This is a genomic window from Dyella humicola, assembly GCF_026283945.1.
Taxonomy (GTDB): Bacteria; Pseudomonadota; Gammaproteobacteria; order Xanthomonadales; family Rhodanobacteraceae; genus Dyella; species Dyella humicola.
Genome location: NZ_JAPDPC010000007.1, coordinates 1 through 16,218, shown reverse-complemented (window position 1 = coordinate 16,218; position 16,218 = coordinate 1). Strand labels below are relative to the sequence as shown.

Below are 16,218 nucleotides of genomic sequence, written 5' to 3'. Positions count from 1 at the left end.
CGCCACCGAAACGCTCGGCGCCAACCTTCGTCAGCGCGGCCGTCAGCGTCGTCTTGCCGTGGTCCACGTGACCAATCGTGCCGACGTTGACGTGCGGCTTGGTGCGTTCGAATTTACCCTTTGCCATGACTCTAAACCTCTAGAAAAGAACGGTATGTTGTAGGGAGGAAGGCCTTATCAGGCCTTCTTCATGACCTGCTCAGCGATGTTGTTCGGCGCTTCAGCGTAATGGTCGAATTCCATCGTGAAGGTGGCGCGACCCTGGGTCAGCGAACGAATGGTCGTCGCATAACCGAACATCTCACCCAGCGGCACCATCGCGTCGATGGTCTTGCCCGACGGCGTGTCGTCCTGGCCCTGAAGCAGGCCGCGACGGCGGCTCAAGTCGCCCATGACGTCACCGACGTAGTCTTCCGGCGTCACCACCTCGACCTTCATGATCGGCTCGAGCAGGACCGGATCGGCCTTGCGGAAACCTTCCTTGAAGGCCATCGAAGCGGCGAGCTTGAACGCCATTTCCGACGAGTCGACGTCGTGGTACGAACCAAAGACCAGCTTGACCTTCACGTTCACCACCGGGAAGCCAGCCAGCGGACCGCTGGTAATGGTTTCGCGCAGGCCTTTTTCCACCGACGGGATGAATTCCTTCGGGATCACGCCGCCCGTGATGTCGTTGATGAACAGGAAGTCGTTCTTGACGTCCGTGCTCTTACGATCTTCTTCGGTCATCGGCGACAGCTCGATCACCACGTGACCGTACTGACCCTTACCACCCGACTGCTTGGCGTGCTTGTAGTCCGACTTGACGTCGACCTTGCGGATCGTCTCGCGGTAAGCCACCTGCGGCTTGCCCACGTTCGCCTCGACGTTGAACTCGCGGCGCATGCGGTCCACCAGGATGTCCAGGTGAAGCTCGCCCATGCCCGAGATAATGGTCTGGCCCGACTCTTCGTCCGTACGCACGCGGAACGACGGATCTTCCGCAGCCAGACGGCCGAGGGCGACACCCATCTTTTCCTGGTCGGACTTGGTCTTCGGCTCGACGGCCATCGAGATCACCGGCTCCGGGAACGTCATACGCTCCAGAGTGATGATGTGATCCTGCGCGCACAGCGTGTCACCGGTCGTCACGTCCTTCAGGCCGACCGCTGCGGCGATATCGCCAGCGCGGACTTCCTTCAGTTCCTGACGCTCGTTCGCGTGCATCTGCAGGATACGGCCGATGCGCTCCTTCTTCGACTTGACCGGGTTGTACACCTGGTCGCCGGCATTGAGCGTGCCCGAGTAGACACGGAAGAAGGTCAGCGAGCCAACGAACGGATCGGTCATGATCTTGAACGCGAGCGCGGAGAACGGCGCGGCGTCGTCAGCCTTGCGCGTGGCTTCGTTGTCGTCTTCGTCGATACCAGCGACCGGCGGACGGTCGATCGGCGACGGCAACAGGTTGACCACGGCGTCAAGCATCGCCTGAACACCCTTGTTCTTGAACGCGGTGCCGCAGAAGACCGGGATGATCTCGCTCGACAGCGTACGCGCGCGCAGGCCGCCGATGATCTCTTCCTCGGAAAGGTCACCCTCTTCCAGGTACTTGTTCATCAGCTCTTCGGTCGCTTCCGCGGCCGATTCGACCATGTAGCCGCGAGCCTCAGTGGCCTTCTCGACGAGGTTCGCCGGAATGTCCTGGTACTCGAACTTCATGCCCTGGGACTCCATGTCCCAGATGATCGCCTTCATCTTGAGCAGGTCGATCACGCCTTCGAAGTTCTCTTCGGCACCGATCGGAACCTGCATCGTGACCGGGTTTGCACCCAGGCGAGCCTTCAGCTGCTCAACCACTTTGTAGAAGTTGGCGCCGGTGCGGTCCATCTTGTTGACGAACGCAAGACGCGGCACTTTGTACTTGTTGGCCTGGCGCCAAACGGTCTCGGACTGCGGCTGCACACCACCCACGGCACAGAGCACGAACACCGCACCGTCGAGCACGCGAAGCGAACGCTCCACTTCGATGGTGAAGTCCACGTGTCCTGGGGTGTCGATGATGTTGAAGCGGTGTTCAGGCAAGGAACGATCCATGCCCTTCCAGAACGCCGTCGTTGCCGCCGACGTAATGGTGATGCCGCGCTCCTGCTCCTGCTCCATCCAGTCCATCGTTGCCGCACCGTCATGCACCTCGCCAATCTTGTGACTGACGCCGGTGTAGAACAGGATGCGCTCCGTGGTGGTGGTCTTGCCGGCATCGATGTGAGCCATGATGCCGAAGTTGCGGTAGCGCTCGATGGGAGTGGTGCGTGCCACGGTCTTAACCTCTAAAAAGTGCTTGCTTTAAGCGAGTTACTGCTTACCAGCGGTAATGCGAGAAGGCCTTGTTGGCTTCTGCCATGCGGTGCGTCTCTTCGCGCTTCTTGATCGCGCCACCGCGATTCTCGGAAGCCTCGAGCAGCTCGGCGGCCAGCTTGCGCGGCATCGAGGTCTCGCCGCGCTTGCGGGCGGATTCGATGGCCCAGCGCATGGCAAGCGCCATACGACGACCCGGACGGACTTCAACCGGCACCTGGTAGGTAGCACCACCAACGCGGCGGGACTTGACCTCAACCGCCGGAGCGATGTTGTTCAGGGCCTTCTCGACGAGCTGAACCGGCTCGGCGTTCTTTTCGCCCAGATGGCTGAGCGCACCGTAGACGATGCTTTCAGCGACCGACTTCTTGCCGCTCTTCATCACCATGTTGATGAAGCGGGCGATCAGCTGGCTGCCATGCTTGGGATCCGGCAGGACCAGACGGGCGGGATGTGAACCTTTACGCGACATATTTCGTGTCCTTAGCTCTTATTTCTTCGGGCGCTTGGCGCCGTACTTGGAGCGCGACTGGCGGCGCTTAGTGACGCCGGCGCAGTCGAGACTGCCGCGCACCGTGTGGTAACGAACACCGGGGAGATCCTTGACGCGACCGCCGCGGATCAGGACCACCGAGTGCTCCTGCAGATTGTGACCTTCGCCACCGATGTAGCTGATGACTTCGTAGCCGTTCGTCAGGCGCACCTTGGCAACCTTACGCAGCGCCGAGTTCGGCTTTTTCGGGGTGGTCGTGTATACGCGCGTGCAAACGCCGCGGCGCTGCGGGCTGTTCTGCAAAGCCGGAGAAGCACTCTTATAGGTCTTCGGGCTGCGGGCCTTGCGAACTAACTGGTTGACTGTCGTCATCTGGAGCTGTTCCTGAGAAACATAAAGGCAGACCGAACCGGCTCGGTCTGCCAAGAAGCGGGAATTTAACATGGGCAGCTTGTCACAGACAAGCTGACGCCTTGCCATCCATAGCCCGAACACGAGGCGCGTTCCTTGCGCCTCATTTCGTATGTCAGCGAGTAGAGTCCGCGAAGGACTTACTCCACACCAATGTCGCTACCGGTGGTGGCTTCCGCGAAGGAGGCCGATGAAGCGGAGCCGGAGAGAGTCTCGAGCTCCGAAGCGGTCAGACCGCCCTGGCGATGACGCTGTGCGTGATACGCCAGACCCGTACCCGCCGGAATTAGACGGCCGACAATAACATTTTCCTTCAGGCCCCGCAAGGTGTCACGCGTGCCACGCACCGCGGCTTCCGTCAATACTCGGGTCGTTTCCTGGAAGGAAGCGGCCGAGATGAAGGATTCCGTCGCCAACGAGGCCTTGGTGATACCCAGCAGCACCGACTGATATTCCGCCGGACGCTCGCCACGGGTGATGGCACGATCGTTTTCGCCATTGATGCGAACACGCTCGACCTGCTCACCACGCAGATAGTGACTTTCACCCGGGTCGGAAATCTCAACCTTGCGCAGCATCTGGCGAATGATCGCTTCGATGTGCTTGTCGTTGATCTTCACGCCCTGCAGACGGTAGACGTCCTGGATTTCCTTGACCAGGTACGCAGCCAGCGGCTCGACACCCAGCAGACGCAGGATGTCATGCGGGCTGGGCTCGCCGTCCACCACGGTCTCGCCCTTCTCCACGTGCTCGCCTTCGAACACGATGACCTGACGCCACTTGGGAATCAGCTCCTCGTGCTCGTTGCCGTCCACGTCCTTGATGATCAAGCGCTGCTTGCCCTTGGTGTCCTTGCCGAAGCTGATCACGCCCGAACGCTCGGCGAGGATCGCCGGTTCCTTCGGCTTGCGTGCTTCGAACAAGTCGGCCACGCGCGGCAGACCACCCGTGATATCGCGGGTCTTGGAGGTTTCCTGCGGGATACGTGCGACCACGTCGCCCACGCCCACCTGCACGCCGTTCTGGATCGACACGATGGCGCCGGCCGGGAGCATGTACTGCGCCGGCACGTCGGTGCCCGGCAGCTTCAGCTCGCGACCCTTGGCATCTTCCAGGCGCACGATTGGACGCAGGTCCTTGGCGGCCGTACCACGGCGCTTCGGATCGGTCACCACTGCCGACTCCAGGCCGGTCAGTTCGTCGGTCTGGCTCTGCACGGTGATGCCATCGATGAAGTCGATGAAGCGCACGGTACCGGCCACTTCCGACACGATCGGATGGGTATGCGGATCCCAGTTGGCCACCGTCTGGCCAGCCTTGACCGGATCGCCGTCCTTGATCGCGATGGTGGCGCCGTAAGGCACCTTGTAACGCTCACGCTCGCGGCCGTTGACGTCGATGACGCTGACTTCGCCCGAACGCGACACCGCCACCAGGTGTCCCTGGTTGTGATGCACGGTCTTGAGGTTGTTGAACTTCAGCGTGCCGGTGGTCTTCACCGTCACGTTGTCCACGGCAGCCGCACGCGAAGCCGCACCACCGATGTGGAACGTACGCATGGTCAGCTGGGTACCCGGCTCACCGATCGACTGCGCGGCGACCACGCCCACGGCCTCGCCCATGTTGACCAGATGGCCACGGGCCAGATCGCGGCCGTAGCACAGGGCGCACACGCCGTGGCTGGCGGCGCAAGTGATCGGCGAACGCACCTTGATCGACTGCACGCCGGCCTTGTCGAGCTTCTCGACCAGGGCTTCGTCCAGCAGGGTGTCGCGGATCACGATCGGCTCATCGTCGTCGCCAGGGGCGTAGACGTCTTCAACCGCCACGCGGCCCAGCACGCGCTCGCGCAACGGCTCGACCACATCGCCGCCTTCCACGATCGGCTGCATGATCACGCCGTCTTCGGTGCCGCAGTCATGCGAGGTGATGACCACGTCCTGCGCCACGTCGACGAGTCGACGGGTGAGGTAACCGGAGTTCGCCGTCTTCAACGCCGTATCCGCGAGACCCTTACGGGCACCGTGGGTGGAGTTGAAGTACTGCAGCACGTTCAGGCCTTCACGGAAGTTCGCCTTGATCGGCGTCTCGATGATCGAGCCATCCGGACGCGCCATCAGGCCACGCATACCGGCCAGCTGACGAATCTGTGCGACCGAACCACGGGCGCCGGAGTCGGCCATGATGTACAGGGAGTTCATCGACTTCTGGTTGACCGTCTTGCCTTCAGCATCGGTCACCTTCTCGGTACCGATACCGTCGATCATCGCCTTGGCCACGAGTTCGTTCGTGCGCGACCAGATGTCGACCACCTTGTTGTAGCGCTCGCCGGCGGTGACCAGACCCGACTGGTACTGCTCCTGGATCTCGACCACTTCCTTCTCGGCCTCTTCCAGGATCGGCTTCTTCTCGGCCGGGATGATCATGTCATCGATGCCGATCGAGATACCCGCACGCGTGGCGAAGCGGAAGCCGGTGTACATCAGCTGATCGCCGAACACCACGGTCTCCTTGAGACCCAGGCGACGGTAGCACTGGTTGATCAGGCGCGAGATGTTCTTCTTGGTCAGCTCGGTGTTGGCCAGCGCGAACGGCAGGCCTTCCGGCATGATCTCGAGCAGCAGCGCGCGGCCCACGGTAGTGTCCACGATCGACGTCTCGGACGTGCGACCGCCCTCCTCGTCGACGTGCACCTGGGTCATGCGCACCTTGATCTTGGCGTGCAGCTCGACCGCACGGTTGTCGTAGGCGCGGCGGACTTCGCCGATGCCCGAGAACACCATGCCCGAACCCTTCGCATTCACCAGCTCGCGGGTCATGTAGTACAGGCCCAGCACCACGTCCTGGGTCGGCACGATGATCGGCTCGCCGTTGGCGGGCGACAGGATGTTGTTGGTCGCCATCATCAGGGCGCGCGCTTCGAGCTGCGCCTCGATCGACAGCGGCACGTGCACAGCCATCTGGTCACCGTCGAAGTCGGCGTTGAACGCCGTACACACGAGCGGATGCAGCTGGATGGCCTTGCCTTCGATCAGCTTCGGCTCGAACGCCTGGATGCCCAGACGGTGCAGCGTCGGCGCACGGTTGAGCAGCACGGGATGCTCGCGGATCACCTCTTCGAGGATGTCCCACACCTGAGCTTCTTCGCGCTCGACCAGCTTCTTGGCCGCCTTGATGGTGGTGGCTTCGCCACGCGCTTGCAGCTTGGCGAAGATGAAGGGCTTGAACAGCTCAAGCGCCATCTTCTTCGGCAGACCGCACTGGTGCAGGCGCAGGGTCGGACCAACCACGATCACCGAACGACCGGAGTAGTCCACGCGCTTGCCGAGCAGGTTCTGGCGGAAGCGGCCCTGCTTGCCCTTGATCATGTCGGCCAGCGACTTCAGCGCGCGCTTGTTCGTGCCGGTGATGGCACGGCCGCGACGGCCGTTGTCGAGCAGCGCATCGACCGATTCCTGCAGCATGCGCTTCTCGTTGCGCACGATGATGTCGGGCGCATTGAGTTCGAGCAGGCGACGCAGGCGGTTGTTGCGGTTAATGACGCGACGGTACAGGTCATTCAGGTCGGAGGTGGCGAAACGGCCACCGTCCAGCGGCACCAGCGGACGCAGGTCCGGCGGCAGCACCGGCAGCACGGTCAACACCATCCACTCCGGCTTGTTGCCGGATTCGAGGAAGGCTTCGATCAGCTTGACGCGCTTGGTGAGGCGCTTCAACTTGGTCTCGGAATTGGTCGAGCCGATCTCTTCCTTGAGGCGAATCACTTCGCCCGGCAGGTCGAGCGACTTGAGCAGCTCGTAGACGGCCTCGGCACCCATGCGGGCGTCGAACTCGTCACCGTGCTCCTCGACCGCTTCGAGGTACTGGTCTTCGCTGAGCAGCTGACCGCGCTCGAGCGCTGTCAGACCTGGATCGATCACCACGAAGGCTTCGAAGTACAGGATGCGCTCGATGTCACGCAGGGTCATGTCCAGCATCAGGCCGATGCGCGAGGGCAGCGACTTGAGGAACCAGATGTGCGCGGTCGGCGAAGCGAGCTCGATATGGCCCATGCGCTCGCGACGCACCTTGGCCAGGGTCACTTCCGTGCCGCACTTTTCGCAGACCACGCCGCGGTGCTTCATGCGCTTGTACTTGCCGCACAGGCACTCGTAGTCCTTCACCGGACCGAAGATGGCGGCGCAGAACAGGCCGTCACGCTCCGGCTTGAAGGTGCGGTAGTTGATCGTTTCCGGCTTCTTCACCTCGCCGTACGACCACGAGCGGATCAGCTCTGGCGAAGCCAGGGCGATCTTGATCGCGTCGAAGTCAGGCGCGGTGCGCTGCTGGTTAAAAAGGTTGAGCAAGTCTTTCATGGATGTCTCCGAAGATCGGGAATTGGTAATGGAGAATCGGTAGTCGGGAGTACGAGGAACGAAGGCTCGCTCCTCGTCTCCGCCTCAACTCACTTCACTTCTTCCAGATCAATATCGATACCGAGCGAGCGGATTTCCTTCACCAACACGTTGAAGGATTCCGGCATGCCCGCCGCCATCTCGTGGTTGCCGTCGACAATGTTCTTGTACATCTGGTTACGGCCCTGCACGTCGTCGGACTTCACCGTCAACATTTCCTGCAGGGTGTAGGCCGCGCCGTAGGCTTCGAGTGCCCAGACTTCCATTTCGCCGAAGCGCTGACCACCGAACTGCGCCTTGCCGCCCAGCGGCTGCTGGGTGACGAGCGAGTACGGACCGGTCGAACGCGCGTGCATCTTGTCGTCAACCAAGTGGTTCAACTTCAGGTAATGCATGTAGCCCACCGTGACCGGGCGATCGAACGCTTCGCCGGTACGACCGTCGAACAGCGTGGTCTGGCCCGACTCCGGCAGATCAGCCAGCCTCAGCATGGCCTTGATCTCGGTTTCTTCGGCACCGTCGAACACCGGCGTGGCCATCGGCACGCCTTCCTGCAGGTTGTTCGCCAGGGCGAAGATTTCATCGTCCGTCAGCGAATTCAGGTCGACGTGCTGCACGGCGCCGGCCACGTGGTGGTTGTAGATCTGGTCGAGGAACTCGCGGATCTGCGCCACCTTGGCCTGTGCCTCGAGCATCTTCTGGATCTTCTTGCCCAGGCCCTTGGCGGCCCAGCCCAGATGCACTTCCAGAATCTGGCCGATGTTCATGCGCGAAGGCACGCCCAGCGGGTTCAGCACGATGTCGACCGGCGTACCGTCGGCGGAGAACGGCATGTCCTCCACCGGCACCACGTTCGACACCACACCCTTGTTACCGTGGCGACCAGCCATCTTGTCGCCCGGCTGGATGCGGCGCTTCACGGCCAGGAACACCTTGACCATCTTGAGCACGCCCGGAGCGAGATCGTCACCCTGGGTGATCTTGCCCTGCTTCTCCTTGAAGCGCTTGTCGAACTCTTCCTTGTGGCGCTTGATCTGGTCAGCCGCGCGCTCGAGAAACTCGGTGACGTCCTCGTCCTTGACGTTGACCTTGAACCAGTCGTCCTTCTTCAGGCCGTCGAGGTAAGCGTCGGTGATTTCCACGCCACGCTTCAGGCCGCCCGGACCGCTCATCGCGGACTTGCCGACGAGCTGGGTGCGCATACGGTTGTAGATGGCGCCTTCGAGGATGCGGAACTGGTCGTCAAGATCCTTGCGGATACGCTTGACTTCCATTTCCTCGATCTGCTTCGCGCGCTTGTCCTTCTCGATGCCGTCGCGGGTGAAGACCTGCACGTCGATGACGGTGCCATCCATACCCGGCGGCACGCGCAGCGAGCTGTCCTTAACGTCGGACGCCTTCTCGCCGAAGATCGCGCGCAGCAGCTTCTCTTCGGGGGTCAGCTGGCTCTCGCCCTTGGGCGTGACCTTGCCGACCATGATGTCACCGGCCTTCACTTCCGCGCCGATGTACACAATGCCGGACTCGTCCAGACGTGCCAGCGCCTGCTCACCCACGTTCGGGATGTCGGCGGTGATTTCTTCGGCGCCCAGCTTGGTGTCACGCGCGATGCAGGACAGCTCCTCGATATGAATCGAGGTGTAGCGGTCTTCCTGCACGACGCGCTCGGAGAGCAGGATCGAGTCTTCGAAGTTGTAGCCGTTCCACGGCATGAAGGCGATCAGCATGTTCTGGCCGAGCGCGAGCTCGCCCAGGTCGGTCGACGAACCGTCGGCCAGCGTGTCGCCCTTCGCCACGATGTCACCCACGTTCACCAGCGGACGCTGATTGAGGTTGGTGTTCTGGTTCGAACGGGTGTACTTGGTCAGCGTGTAGATATCGACGCCGGCGTCGTTGTCGCCGACCTCTTCCTCGACCACGCGCACCACGATACGGGCCGCATCGACCTGGTCGATCACACCGCCGCGCTTGGCGGTGGTAATGACGCCCGAGTCACGCGCCACGGCGCGCTCGATGCCGGTACCCACCAGCGGGGTCTGCGAACGCAGGGTCGGCACGGCCTGACGCTGCATGTTCGCGCCCATCAGTGCGCGGTTCGCGTCATCGTGCTCCAGGAACGGCACCAGCGCCGCTGCGACCGACACCGTCTGCATGGGCGAGACGTCCATGTAGTCGACTTCGGACGCCGGACGCAGCTCGGACTCGCCGCGGAAGCGGCAGGACACGAAGTCTTCGACGAAGGCACCGTCCTTGAGCGGCGAGTTCGCCTGCGCAATGACGTGGTCGCCTTCTTCGATGGCCGAGAGGTAGTCCACCGTATTGGTGACCTTGCCGCCCACGACCTTGCGGTACGGCGTCTCGAGGAAGCCATACGTGTTGGTGCGGGCGTACACGGCCAACGAGTTGATCAGGCCGATGTTCGGGCCTTCCGGCGTTTCGATGGTGCAGACGCGGCCGTAATGGGTCGGATGCACGTCGCGCACTTCGAAGCCGGCGCGTTCGCGGGTCAGACCGCCCGGGCCCAGGGCCGAAACGCGACGCTTGTGCGTCACTTCCGACAGCGGGTTGTTCTGGTCCATGAACTGGCTGAGCTGCGAGGAGCCGAAGAACTCCTTCACCGCTGCGGCCACCGGCTTGGCGTTGATCAGTTCCTGCGGGGTCAGACCCTCGGACTCAGCCAGGCTCAGACGCTCGCGCACAGCGCGCTCGACGCGCACCAGGCCGATGCGGAAGGTGTTCTCGGCCATTTCGCCGACCGAACGCACGCGACGGTTACCCAGGTGATCGATATCGTCGACGGTGCCATGACCGTTCTTGATGTCGATGAGCACCTTGAGCACGTCGAGGATGTCGGAACTCACGCCCAGCGACTTGACCAGGTTCTGCGAGTCTTCTTCCTTGCGCTCGGCAAAGTACTTGTGGTCGTACAACACGCCCGGACCAACGATCTCCTGACGGCCGACGCGACGGTTGAACTTCATGCGACCCACGGCCGACAGGTCGTAGCGGTCGAAGGTGAAGAACAGGTTGAAGAACAGGTTCTGCGCAGCGTCCTTGGTCGGCGGCTCGCCCGGACGCATCATGCGATAGATTTCCACCAACGCTTCGAGCTGCGTCTTGGAATTATCGATGCGCAGGGTGTGCGAGATGTACGCACCGCGGTCCAGGTCGTTCACGTACAGCGTGGGAACGACTTCGATGCCGGCCTTGCGGAAATTCTCCAGCTGCTCGCCGGTGATTTCGTCATTGGCCGAGGCCAGCAGCTCGCCCGTCTTGCTGTCGACGATGTCGGTAGCAAGGATGCGGCCGATCGGATAGTCGTCCGGCACTTCCAGCGCGGTGATGTTCTCTGCAGCCAGCTGACGCACGTGGCGCGCCGTGATGCGCTTGCCGGCTTCCACCAGCACCTTGTCGCCAATGGTCAGGTCGAAGGTCAGCGTTTCGCCGCGCAGACGCTCAGCGACCAGCTCCAGCGTGGTGCCACCCTTCTTGCCCAGGTGGAACACGTTGTGCTCGAAGAAGATGTCCAGCATCTCGACGTTGTTGTAGCCGAGCGCACGCAGCAGCACCGTCACCGGCAACTTGCGGCGACGGTCGATACGGGTGAACAGCGCGTCCTTCGGGTCGAACTCGAAGTCCAGCCACGAACCACGGTAAGGAATCACGCGGGCGGAGAACAGCAGCTTGCCCGAGCTGTGCGTCTTGCCGCGGTCGTGGTCGAAGAACACGCCCGGGGAACGATGCAGCTGCGAGACGATGACGCGCTCGGTGCCGTTGATGATGAAGGTGCCGGTGTCGGTCATGAGCGGAATTTCGCCCATGTAGACCTCTTGCTCCTTCACATACTTCACGGCCTTCTTGGAGGCCGGGCTGTCCTTGTCGTAGATGACCAGACGCACGGTCACGCGCAGCGGCGCGCCGTAGGTCATGCCACGGTTGCGGCATTCGCGCTCGTCGAAGGCAGGCTCGCCCAGGCGATAGTCGACGTACTCAAGCGCGGCATTGCCCGAATAGCTGACAATCGGGAACACCGACTTCAGCGCTGCGTGGAGACCCTTTTCGTCGCGCTGCTTGGGAGCGACGTGCTCCTGCAGAAACTCGCGATAGGAATCGGTCTGGATGGTCAGCAGGTTCGGCACGCCCAATACAGGGGGACGCTTGCCGAAATCCTTGCGGATGCGCTTCTTCTCGGTAAACGAGTAGGTCATGGTGGGTACCGCCTCGGTTGTGTATTCGGTGAATCGGGAATCGCGAATAAGGAATGACCGGCAACGGGTCCGATGGATCCGGACCATTCCCTATTCCCCATTCCCGAATGTCGGGAACAGGCAAAGCCCGGGGGATTACGCCCCCAGGCTTGCTTGACGCTGGATCGAACTGACGGCGCGCAAGAGCGCCGATTACTTCAGTTCGACCGTGGCGCCGGCAGCTTCGAGGTCCTTCTTGAACTTCGCAGCGTCTTCCTTCGAAGCGGCTTCCTTCACGACGCCACCGGCTTCGGTCAGGTCCTTCGCTTCCTTCAGGCCCAGGCCCGTGATGGCGCGGACGGCCTTGATCACGTCGACCTTCTTCTCGCCGGCGCTCTTCAGGATCACGTCGAACTCGGTCTGCTCTTCAGCAGCCGGGCCAGCAGCGGCCGGGCCGGCGGCAACCATCACCGGAGCGGCGGCGGTCACGCCAAACTTCTCTTCGATGGCCTTCACCAGGTCCATCACTTCCATCAGCGACTTGGCGGCGACGGCGTCGACGATCTGTTCGTTGGTCAGGGACATTTCATTTACCTCTGGAAATTGATTCGATTTGAATAGTCAGCGAACTTAGGCGGGCTCGACTTCAGCCGGGGCTTCGGCGGCAACTTCGCCACCACCCTGCTGGTCAGCCACAGCCTTGACGACGCGGGCGAACATGGCGGCCGGCTCGGCCAGCACGCGGGCCAGCATGGCGAGGGCCTGTTCGCGGGTCGGCAGCGATGCCAACACGTCGACGTGCGCAGCCGGCAGCAACTTGCCTTCCACCGAGACGAGTATCGGCTTCAGCTTGTCGTTGCCCTTGGCGAATTCCTTGATCAGGCGCCCGGCTGCACCGGGTTCCTCGGTCGAGAATGCATACAGCAGCGGACCGACCAGGGCGTCCTTGACGACCTCGAATTCGGTACCGACCACGGCGCGCGAAGCGAGCGTGTTCTTGACAACTTTCAAGAACACACCAGATTCACGAGCCTTTTTGCGCATCGCGGTCATCTGAGCGACCGTGGTGCCTGCATACTCGGCGGCGATCAAGGAGTGAGCCTTCGCGGCGACTTCTGCCAGCTCGGCGACTACTTCTTGCTTCTGCGAGAGATTCAGAGCCATTTTTCACTCCTCTTATGAACTCCGCTTACGGCTCCTGCCGCTTGCGGTCCTGAGCGATGCCATCCCTGACGTCGGGGACCCTTAAGTCCCGGGTGGTGGCCTTTCCAGATCAAATCAAACGATCCCAGAAGGGGCAGCACCATCTGCGCAGGCCAGATTCGCTTTCGAATCCGATTAAGCGATCCCGCTAACGGCGACGGCGATTCCCTGCCAAACACGAGCTCCTTGCTCGTCGTCATCGTGCGCTGATCGCGCCTGCGGTCTTTGACGGCGGCACCGGTCTTACAACCGGGGCTGCCTTCAAAAACTGCCCGTGCCAGTTCTCACCGGCACGGGACTTGAGTCTTACTTGGTCGAGAGCGACAGGGTCGAGGTATCGACCGGCACGCCCACGCCCATGGTGCTGGACAAGGCGATCTTCTGCAGGTACTGGCCCTTGGCGGTAGCCGGCTTGGCCTTCAGCAGATCGTTGACCAGCGTATTGAGATTGTCCGCGAGCTGGGCAGCGTCGAAGCTGGCCTTGCCGATGGTGGCGTGGATGATGCCCGCCTTGTCGTTGCGGAACTTCACCTGGCCGGCCTTGGCGTTCTTCACGGCCGTGGCGACGTCGGCGGTGACCGAGCCGTCCTTCGGGTTCGGCATCAGGCCACGGGGGCCGAGCAGCTGACCGAGCTTACCGACCACGCGCATGGCGTCCGGCGTAGCGATGACGCGACCGAAGTCGAGATCGCCAGCCTGCATGCGCTCGGCCAGATCGTCCATGCCGACGGCATCGGCGCCGGCGGCCTTGGCGGCCTCGGCCTTCTCACCTGCCGGCACGAACACGGCGACCTTGACGGTCTTGCCGGTGCCGTGCGGCAGGAGCGAGGAACCACGCACGCCCTGGTCGGACTTCTTAGCATCGATACCGAGGCGGACGGCGACGTCCACGGACTCGGCGAACTTCGCCTTGGCGTTGTTCTTGACGATGTTCAGGGCTTCTTCCAGGCCATAGATCTTGCCCGGCTGTACTGCGGCCTGAGCGGCCTTCAAACGCTTCGTGAGCTTTGCCATGTCTTAACCCTCCACCACCAAGCCCATGCTGCGCGCGCTACCAGCAATGGTGCGCACCGCGGCGTCCAGATCAGCAGCCGTGAGATCCGGCTCTTTCTGCTTCGCAACGTCTTCGAGCTGCTTGCGGGTGATCTTGCCGACCTTGTCTGTGTTCGGCTTGGGCGAACCCTTGGCGACGCCCGTGACCTTCTTGATCAGGACGGTGGCCGGCGGGGTCTTGGTGATAAAGGTGAAGCTACGGTCGGAATAGGCCGTGATGATGACCGGAATCGGCAGACCCGGCTCCATCTTCTGCGTGGCGGCATTGAACGCCTTGCAGAATTCCATGATGTTCAGGCCGCGCTGACCGAGGGCAGGACCCACCGGCGGCGACGGGTTGGCCTGACCGGCCTTGACTTGCAGCTTGATATAACCTGTGACTTTCTTTGCCATTGCTATTTTCCTCGCGAGTTCAAGCGCCTTGCGGCTCCTCGCAGTACGTTCGGTCCCTGATGGAGGAAGGCCCGCGACCCTGCGGACCTTGGAAACACGGACACGCCGAGCCAAAAGGCCCCGGCGTGAACCGCGTAGTTTAGAGACTGATCAAGTTTTAAGCAAGCCCCATGCCGGGGCCGACTTGGGAGTCGATCAGGCCTTCTCGACCTGACCAAACTCCAGCTCGACCGGGGTCGAGCGACCGAAAATGAGCACCGCAACACGCAGGCGGCTCTTTTCGTAATTGACCTCTTCGACCACGCCGTTGAAGTCGTTGAACGGACCTTCGGTGACGCGCACCATCTCGCCCGGCTCGAACAACACCTTGGGGCGGGGCTTCTCGACACCTTCACGCACGCGGCTCAGGATGGCATCGGCTTCGCTGTCGCGAATCGGCAGCGGACGATCCGCCGTGCCGCCAATGAAACCCATCACTTTCGGGGTTTCCTTGACCAGATGCCAGCATTCGTCATCGATGCGTGGCGCCTTACCCTCGGTGTTCGTCTCGATCTGCACGAGAACGTAACCGGGGAAGAACTTGCGCTCGCTGCGACGCTTCTGGCCGCTGCGCATCTCAATGACTTCTTCGGTCGGCACCAGCACTTCGCCGAAGCGCTCTTCCATGCCGGCGCGGCGAATCCGCTCATCGAGCGAACGCTTCACCTGGTTTTCGAAGCCCGAATAGGCGTGTACCACATACCAACGCTTGCTCATGCCATCACCTCTACGAACCCAGCTTGAGCAGCCAGTCGAGTACGACCGACTTCAGGATCAGATCGATCAGGCCCAACAGCAGCGACAAGATGATAACCACGACCATGATAATGCCGGTGGTCTTGAGCGTCTCATCGCGGGTGGGCCAGACCACTTTGCGCAGTTCGAACTGCGATTCACCAAGGAACGCGCGCACGCGGCGGCCGGGTGCCGTGAAGGCACCAATCGCCAGCGCCACCACCAGTGCCGCCAGCACGCCGAGCATCAGCACCGACTGCGGGATCGAGCTATCGCTGCCGAACCACGAGTAGGCAAAAATGCCAGCAGCCAGCACCAGCACTGCCAGTACCAGCTTGCCGATATCAAGCGCGTTGACGCCTTTGGTCTGTTCTGCCTTCGTATTCATGCGAAGTGATCGGATGAGAGGGCATCGACCGTGTTACGGCCAACATGCCACCCACCATCCATCGTCGATCCTCAGGAAGATGGCACGCCAGGAGGGACTCGAACCCCCAACCTGCGGTTTTGGAGACCGCTGCTCTGCCAATTGAGCTACTGGCGTATCGAAAATGTGTGAAGTCGCTCGCCTTGCTGCTGCAGGGATGCGCCTTGGCGCCGCCGCAGGATGAGGAGGCCGTAACCACCCCACCCTTCGACTCCTTGCAGCCCGCAGAGCGGGCGACTTCCCAGTCTACAGCTTACTTGATGACCTTGGCCACCACGCCGGCGCCGACGGTGCGGCCGCCTTCGCGAATGGCGAAACGCAGGCCTTCGTCCATCGCGATCGGGTGGATCAGGGACACTACCATCTTCACGTTGTCGCCCGGCATCACCATCTCCACGCCTTCCGGCAACTGGCAAGCGCCGGTCACGTCGGTGGTGCGGAAGTAGAACTGCGGACGGTAGCCCTTGAAGAACGGCGTATGACGGCCACCCTCGTCCTTCGACAGCACATAGACCTCAGCCTCGAAGTCGGTGTGCGGGGTGATCGAGC

Annotated in this window: 13 protein-coding genes and 1 tRNA gene; all 14 read right to left on the bottom strand. The window is 62.1% G+C overall.

The genetic code is table 11. The features are described 5' to 3' along the window. Positions 1–127, bottom strand: a 127-nt coding sequence (locus OUZ30_RS20290; RefSeq protein WP_229730253.1) for a GTP-binding protein, incomplete at its 3' end; no start/stop codon positions are given. A gap of 50 nt (positions 128–177) precedes the next feature. Further along, positions 178–2,295: an elongation factor G gene (gene fusA, locus OUZ30_RS20285; protein ID WP_266184284.1), complete on the bottom strand. Its 2,118-nt coding sequence runs from the start codon at positions 2,293–2,295 to the stop codon at positions 178–180. A gap of 43 nt (positions 2,296–2,338) precedes the next feature. Then, positions 2,339–2,806, bottom strand: a complete 468-nt coding sequence (gene rpsG / locus OUZ30_RS20280; protein ID WP_266184283.1) for a 30S ribosomal protein S7 — start codon at positions 2,804–2,806, stop codon at positions 2,339–2,341. Positions 2,807–2,824: 18 nt separating this feature from the next. Beyond that, a complete protein-coding gene (gene rpsL, locus OUZ30_RS20275) occupies positions 2,825–3,199 on the bottom strand; it encodes a 30S ribosomal protein S12 (RefSeq protein ID WP_266184282.1) in 375 nt (124 codons plus the stop codon). Positions 3,200–3,378: 179 nt separating this feature from the next. After that, the gene (rpoC, locus tag OUZ30_RS20270; protein ID WP_266184281.1) at positions 3,379–7,593 is read right to left on the bottom strand and encodes a DNA-directed RNA polymerase subunit beta'; all 4,215 of its coding nucleotides are present in this window, start codon (positions 7,591–7,593) and stop codon (positions 3,379–3,381) included. Between the two features lie 89 nt (positions 7,594–7,682). Further along, the gene (rpoB, locus tag OUZ30_RS20265) at positions 7,683–11,840 is read right to left on the bottom strand and encodes a DNA-directed RNA polymerase subunit beta (RefSeq protein ID WP_266184280.1); all 4,158 of its coding nucleotides are present in this window, start codon (positions 11,838–11,840) and stop codon (positions 7,683–7,685) included. Between the two features lie 192 nt (positions 11,841–12,032). After that, positions 12,033–12,404, bottom strand: a complete 372-nt coding sequence (gene rplL / locus OUZ30_RS20260) for a 50S ribosomal protein L7/L12 (protein WP_266152533.1) — start codon at positions 12,402–12,404, stop codon at positions 12,033–12,035. A gap of 45 nt (positions 12,405–12,449) precedes the next feature. Then, positions 12,450–12,983: a 50S ribosomal protein L10 gene (gene rplJ / locus OUZ30_RS20255; RefSeq protein WP_266184279.1), complete on the bottom strand. Its 534-nt coding sequence runs from the start codon at positions 12,981–12,983 to the stop codon at positions 12,450–12,452. A 345-nt stretch (positions 12,984–13,328) separates the two neighbouring features. Beyond that, positions 13,329–14,036, bottom strand: coding sequence for a 50S ribosomal protein L1 (gene rplA, locus OUZ30_RS20250; RefSeq protein ID WP_266184278.1), 708 nt, complete (start codon positions 14,034–14,036; stop codon positions 13,329–13,331). Positions 14,037–14,039: 3 nt separating this feature from the next. Further along, complete coding sequence (gene rplK / locus OUZ30_RS20245; protein ID WP_266152530.1) at positions 14,040–14,468, bottom strand: 50S ribosomal protein L11; 429 nt, start codon at positions 14,466–14,468, stop codon at positions 14,040–14,042. A 195-nt stretch (positions 14,469–14,663) separates the two neighbouring features. Next, positions 14,664–15,224: a transcription termination/antitermination protein NusG gene (gene nusG / locus OUZ30_RS20240; RefSeq protein ID WP_266184277.1), complete on the bottom strand. Its 561-nt coding sequence runs from the start codon at positions 15,222–15,224 to the stop codon at positions 14,664–14,666. A gap of 10 nt (positions 15,225–15,234) precedes the next feature. After that, the gene (gene secE, locus OUZ30_RS20235; RefSeq protein ID WP_266184276.1) at positions 15,235–15,630 is read right to left on the bottom strand and encodes a preprotein translocase subunit SecE; all 396 of its coding nucleotides are present in this window, start codon (positions 15,628–15,630) and stop codon (positions 15,235–15,237) included. An 80-nt stretch (positions 15,631–15,710) separates the two neighbouring features. Beyond that, positions 15,711–15,786 (bottom strand) — tRNA-Trp (locus OUZ30_RS20230). 136 nt (positions 15,787–15,922) lie between these two features. After that, on the bottom strand, positions 15,923–16,218 hold a 296-nt coding region (locus tag OUZ30_RS20225; RefSeq protein ID WP_486599075.1), incomplete at its 5' end, for an EF-Tu C-terminal domain-related protein.

What these genes read in the sequence shown, in the direction of transcription:
- rpsG (WP_266184283.1), bottom strand. Translation starts at nt 2,806, where the DNA reads ATGTCGCGTAAAGGTTCACATCCCGCCCGTCTGGTCCTGCCGGATCCC.
- rpsL (WP_266184282.1), bottom strand. Translation starts at nt 3,199, where the DNA reads ATGACGACAGTCAACCAGTTAGTTCGCAAGGCCCGCAGCCCGAAGACC.
- rpoC (WP_266184281.1), bottom strand. Translation starts at nt 7,593, where the DNA reads ATGAAAGACTTGCTCAACCTTTTTAACCAGCAGCGCACCGCGCCTGAC.
- rpoB (WP_266184280.1), bottom strand. Translation starts at nt 11,840, where the DNA reads ATGACCTACTCGTTTACCGAGAAGAAGCGCATCCGCAAGGATTTCGGC.
- rplL (WP_266152533.1), bottom strand. Translation starts at nt 12,404, where the DNA reads ATGTCCCTGACCAACGAACAGATCGTCGACGCCGTCGCCGCCAAGTCG.
- rplJ (WP_266184279.1), bottom strand. Translation starts at nt 12,983, where the DNA reads ATGGCTCTGAATCTCTCGCAGAAGCAAGAAGTAGTCGCCGAGCTGGCA.
- rplA (WP_266184278.1), bottom strand. Translation starts at nt 14,036, where the DNA reads ATGGCAAAGCTCACGAAGCGTTTGAAGGCCGCTCAGGCCGCAGTACAG.
- rplK (WP_266152530.1), bottom strand. Translation starts at nt 14,468, where the DNA reads ATGGCAAAGAAAGTCACAGGTTATATCAAGCTGCAAGTCAAGGCCGGT.
- nusG (WP_266184277.1), bottom strand. Translation starts at nt 15,224, where the DNA reads ATGAGCAAGCGTTGGTATGTGGTACACGCCTATTCGGGCTTCGAAAAC.
- secE (WP_266184276.1), bottom strand. Translation starts at nt 15,630, where the DNA reads ATGAATACGAAGGCAGAACAGACCAAAGGCGTCAACGCGCTTGATATC.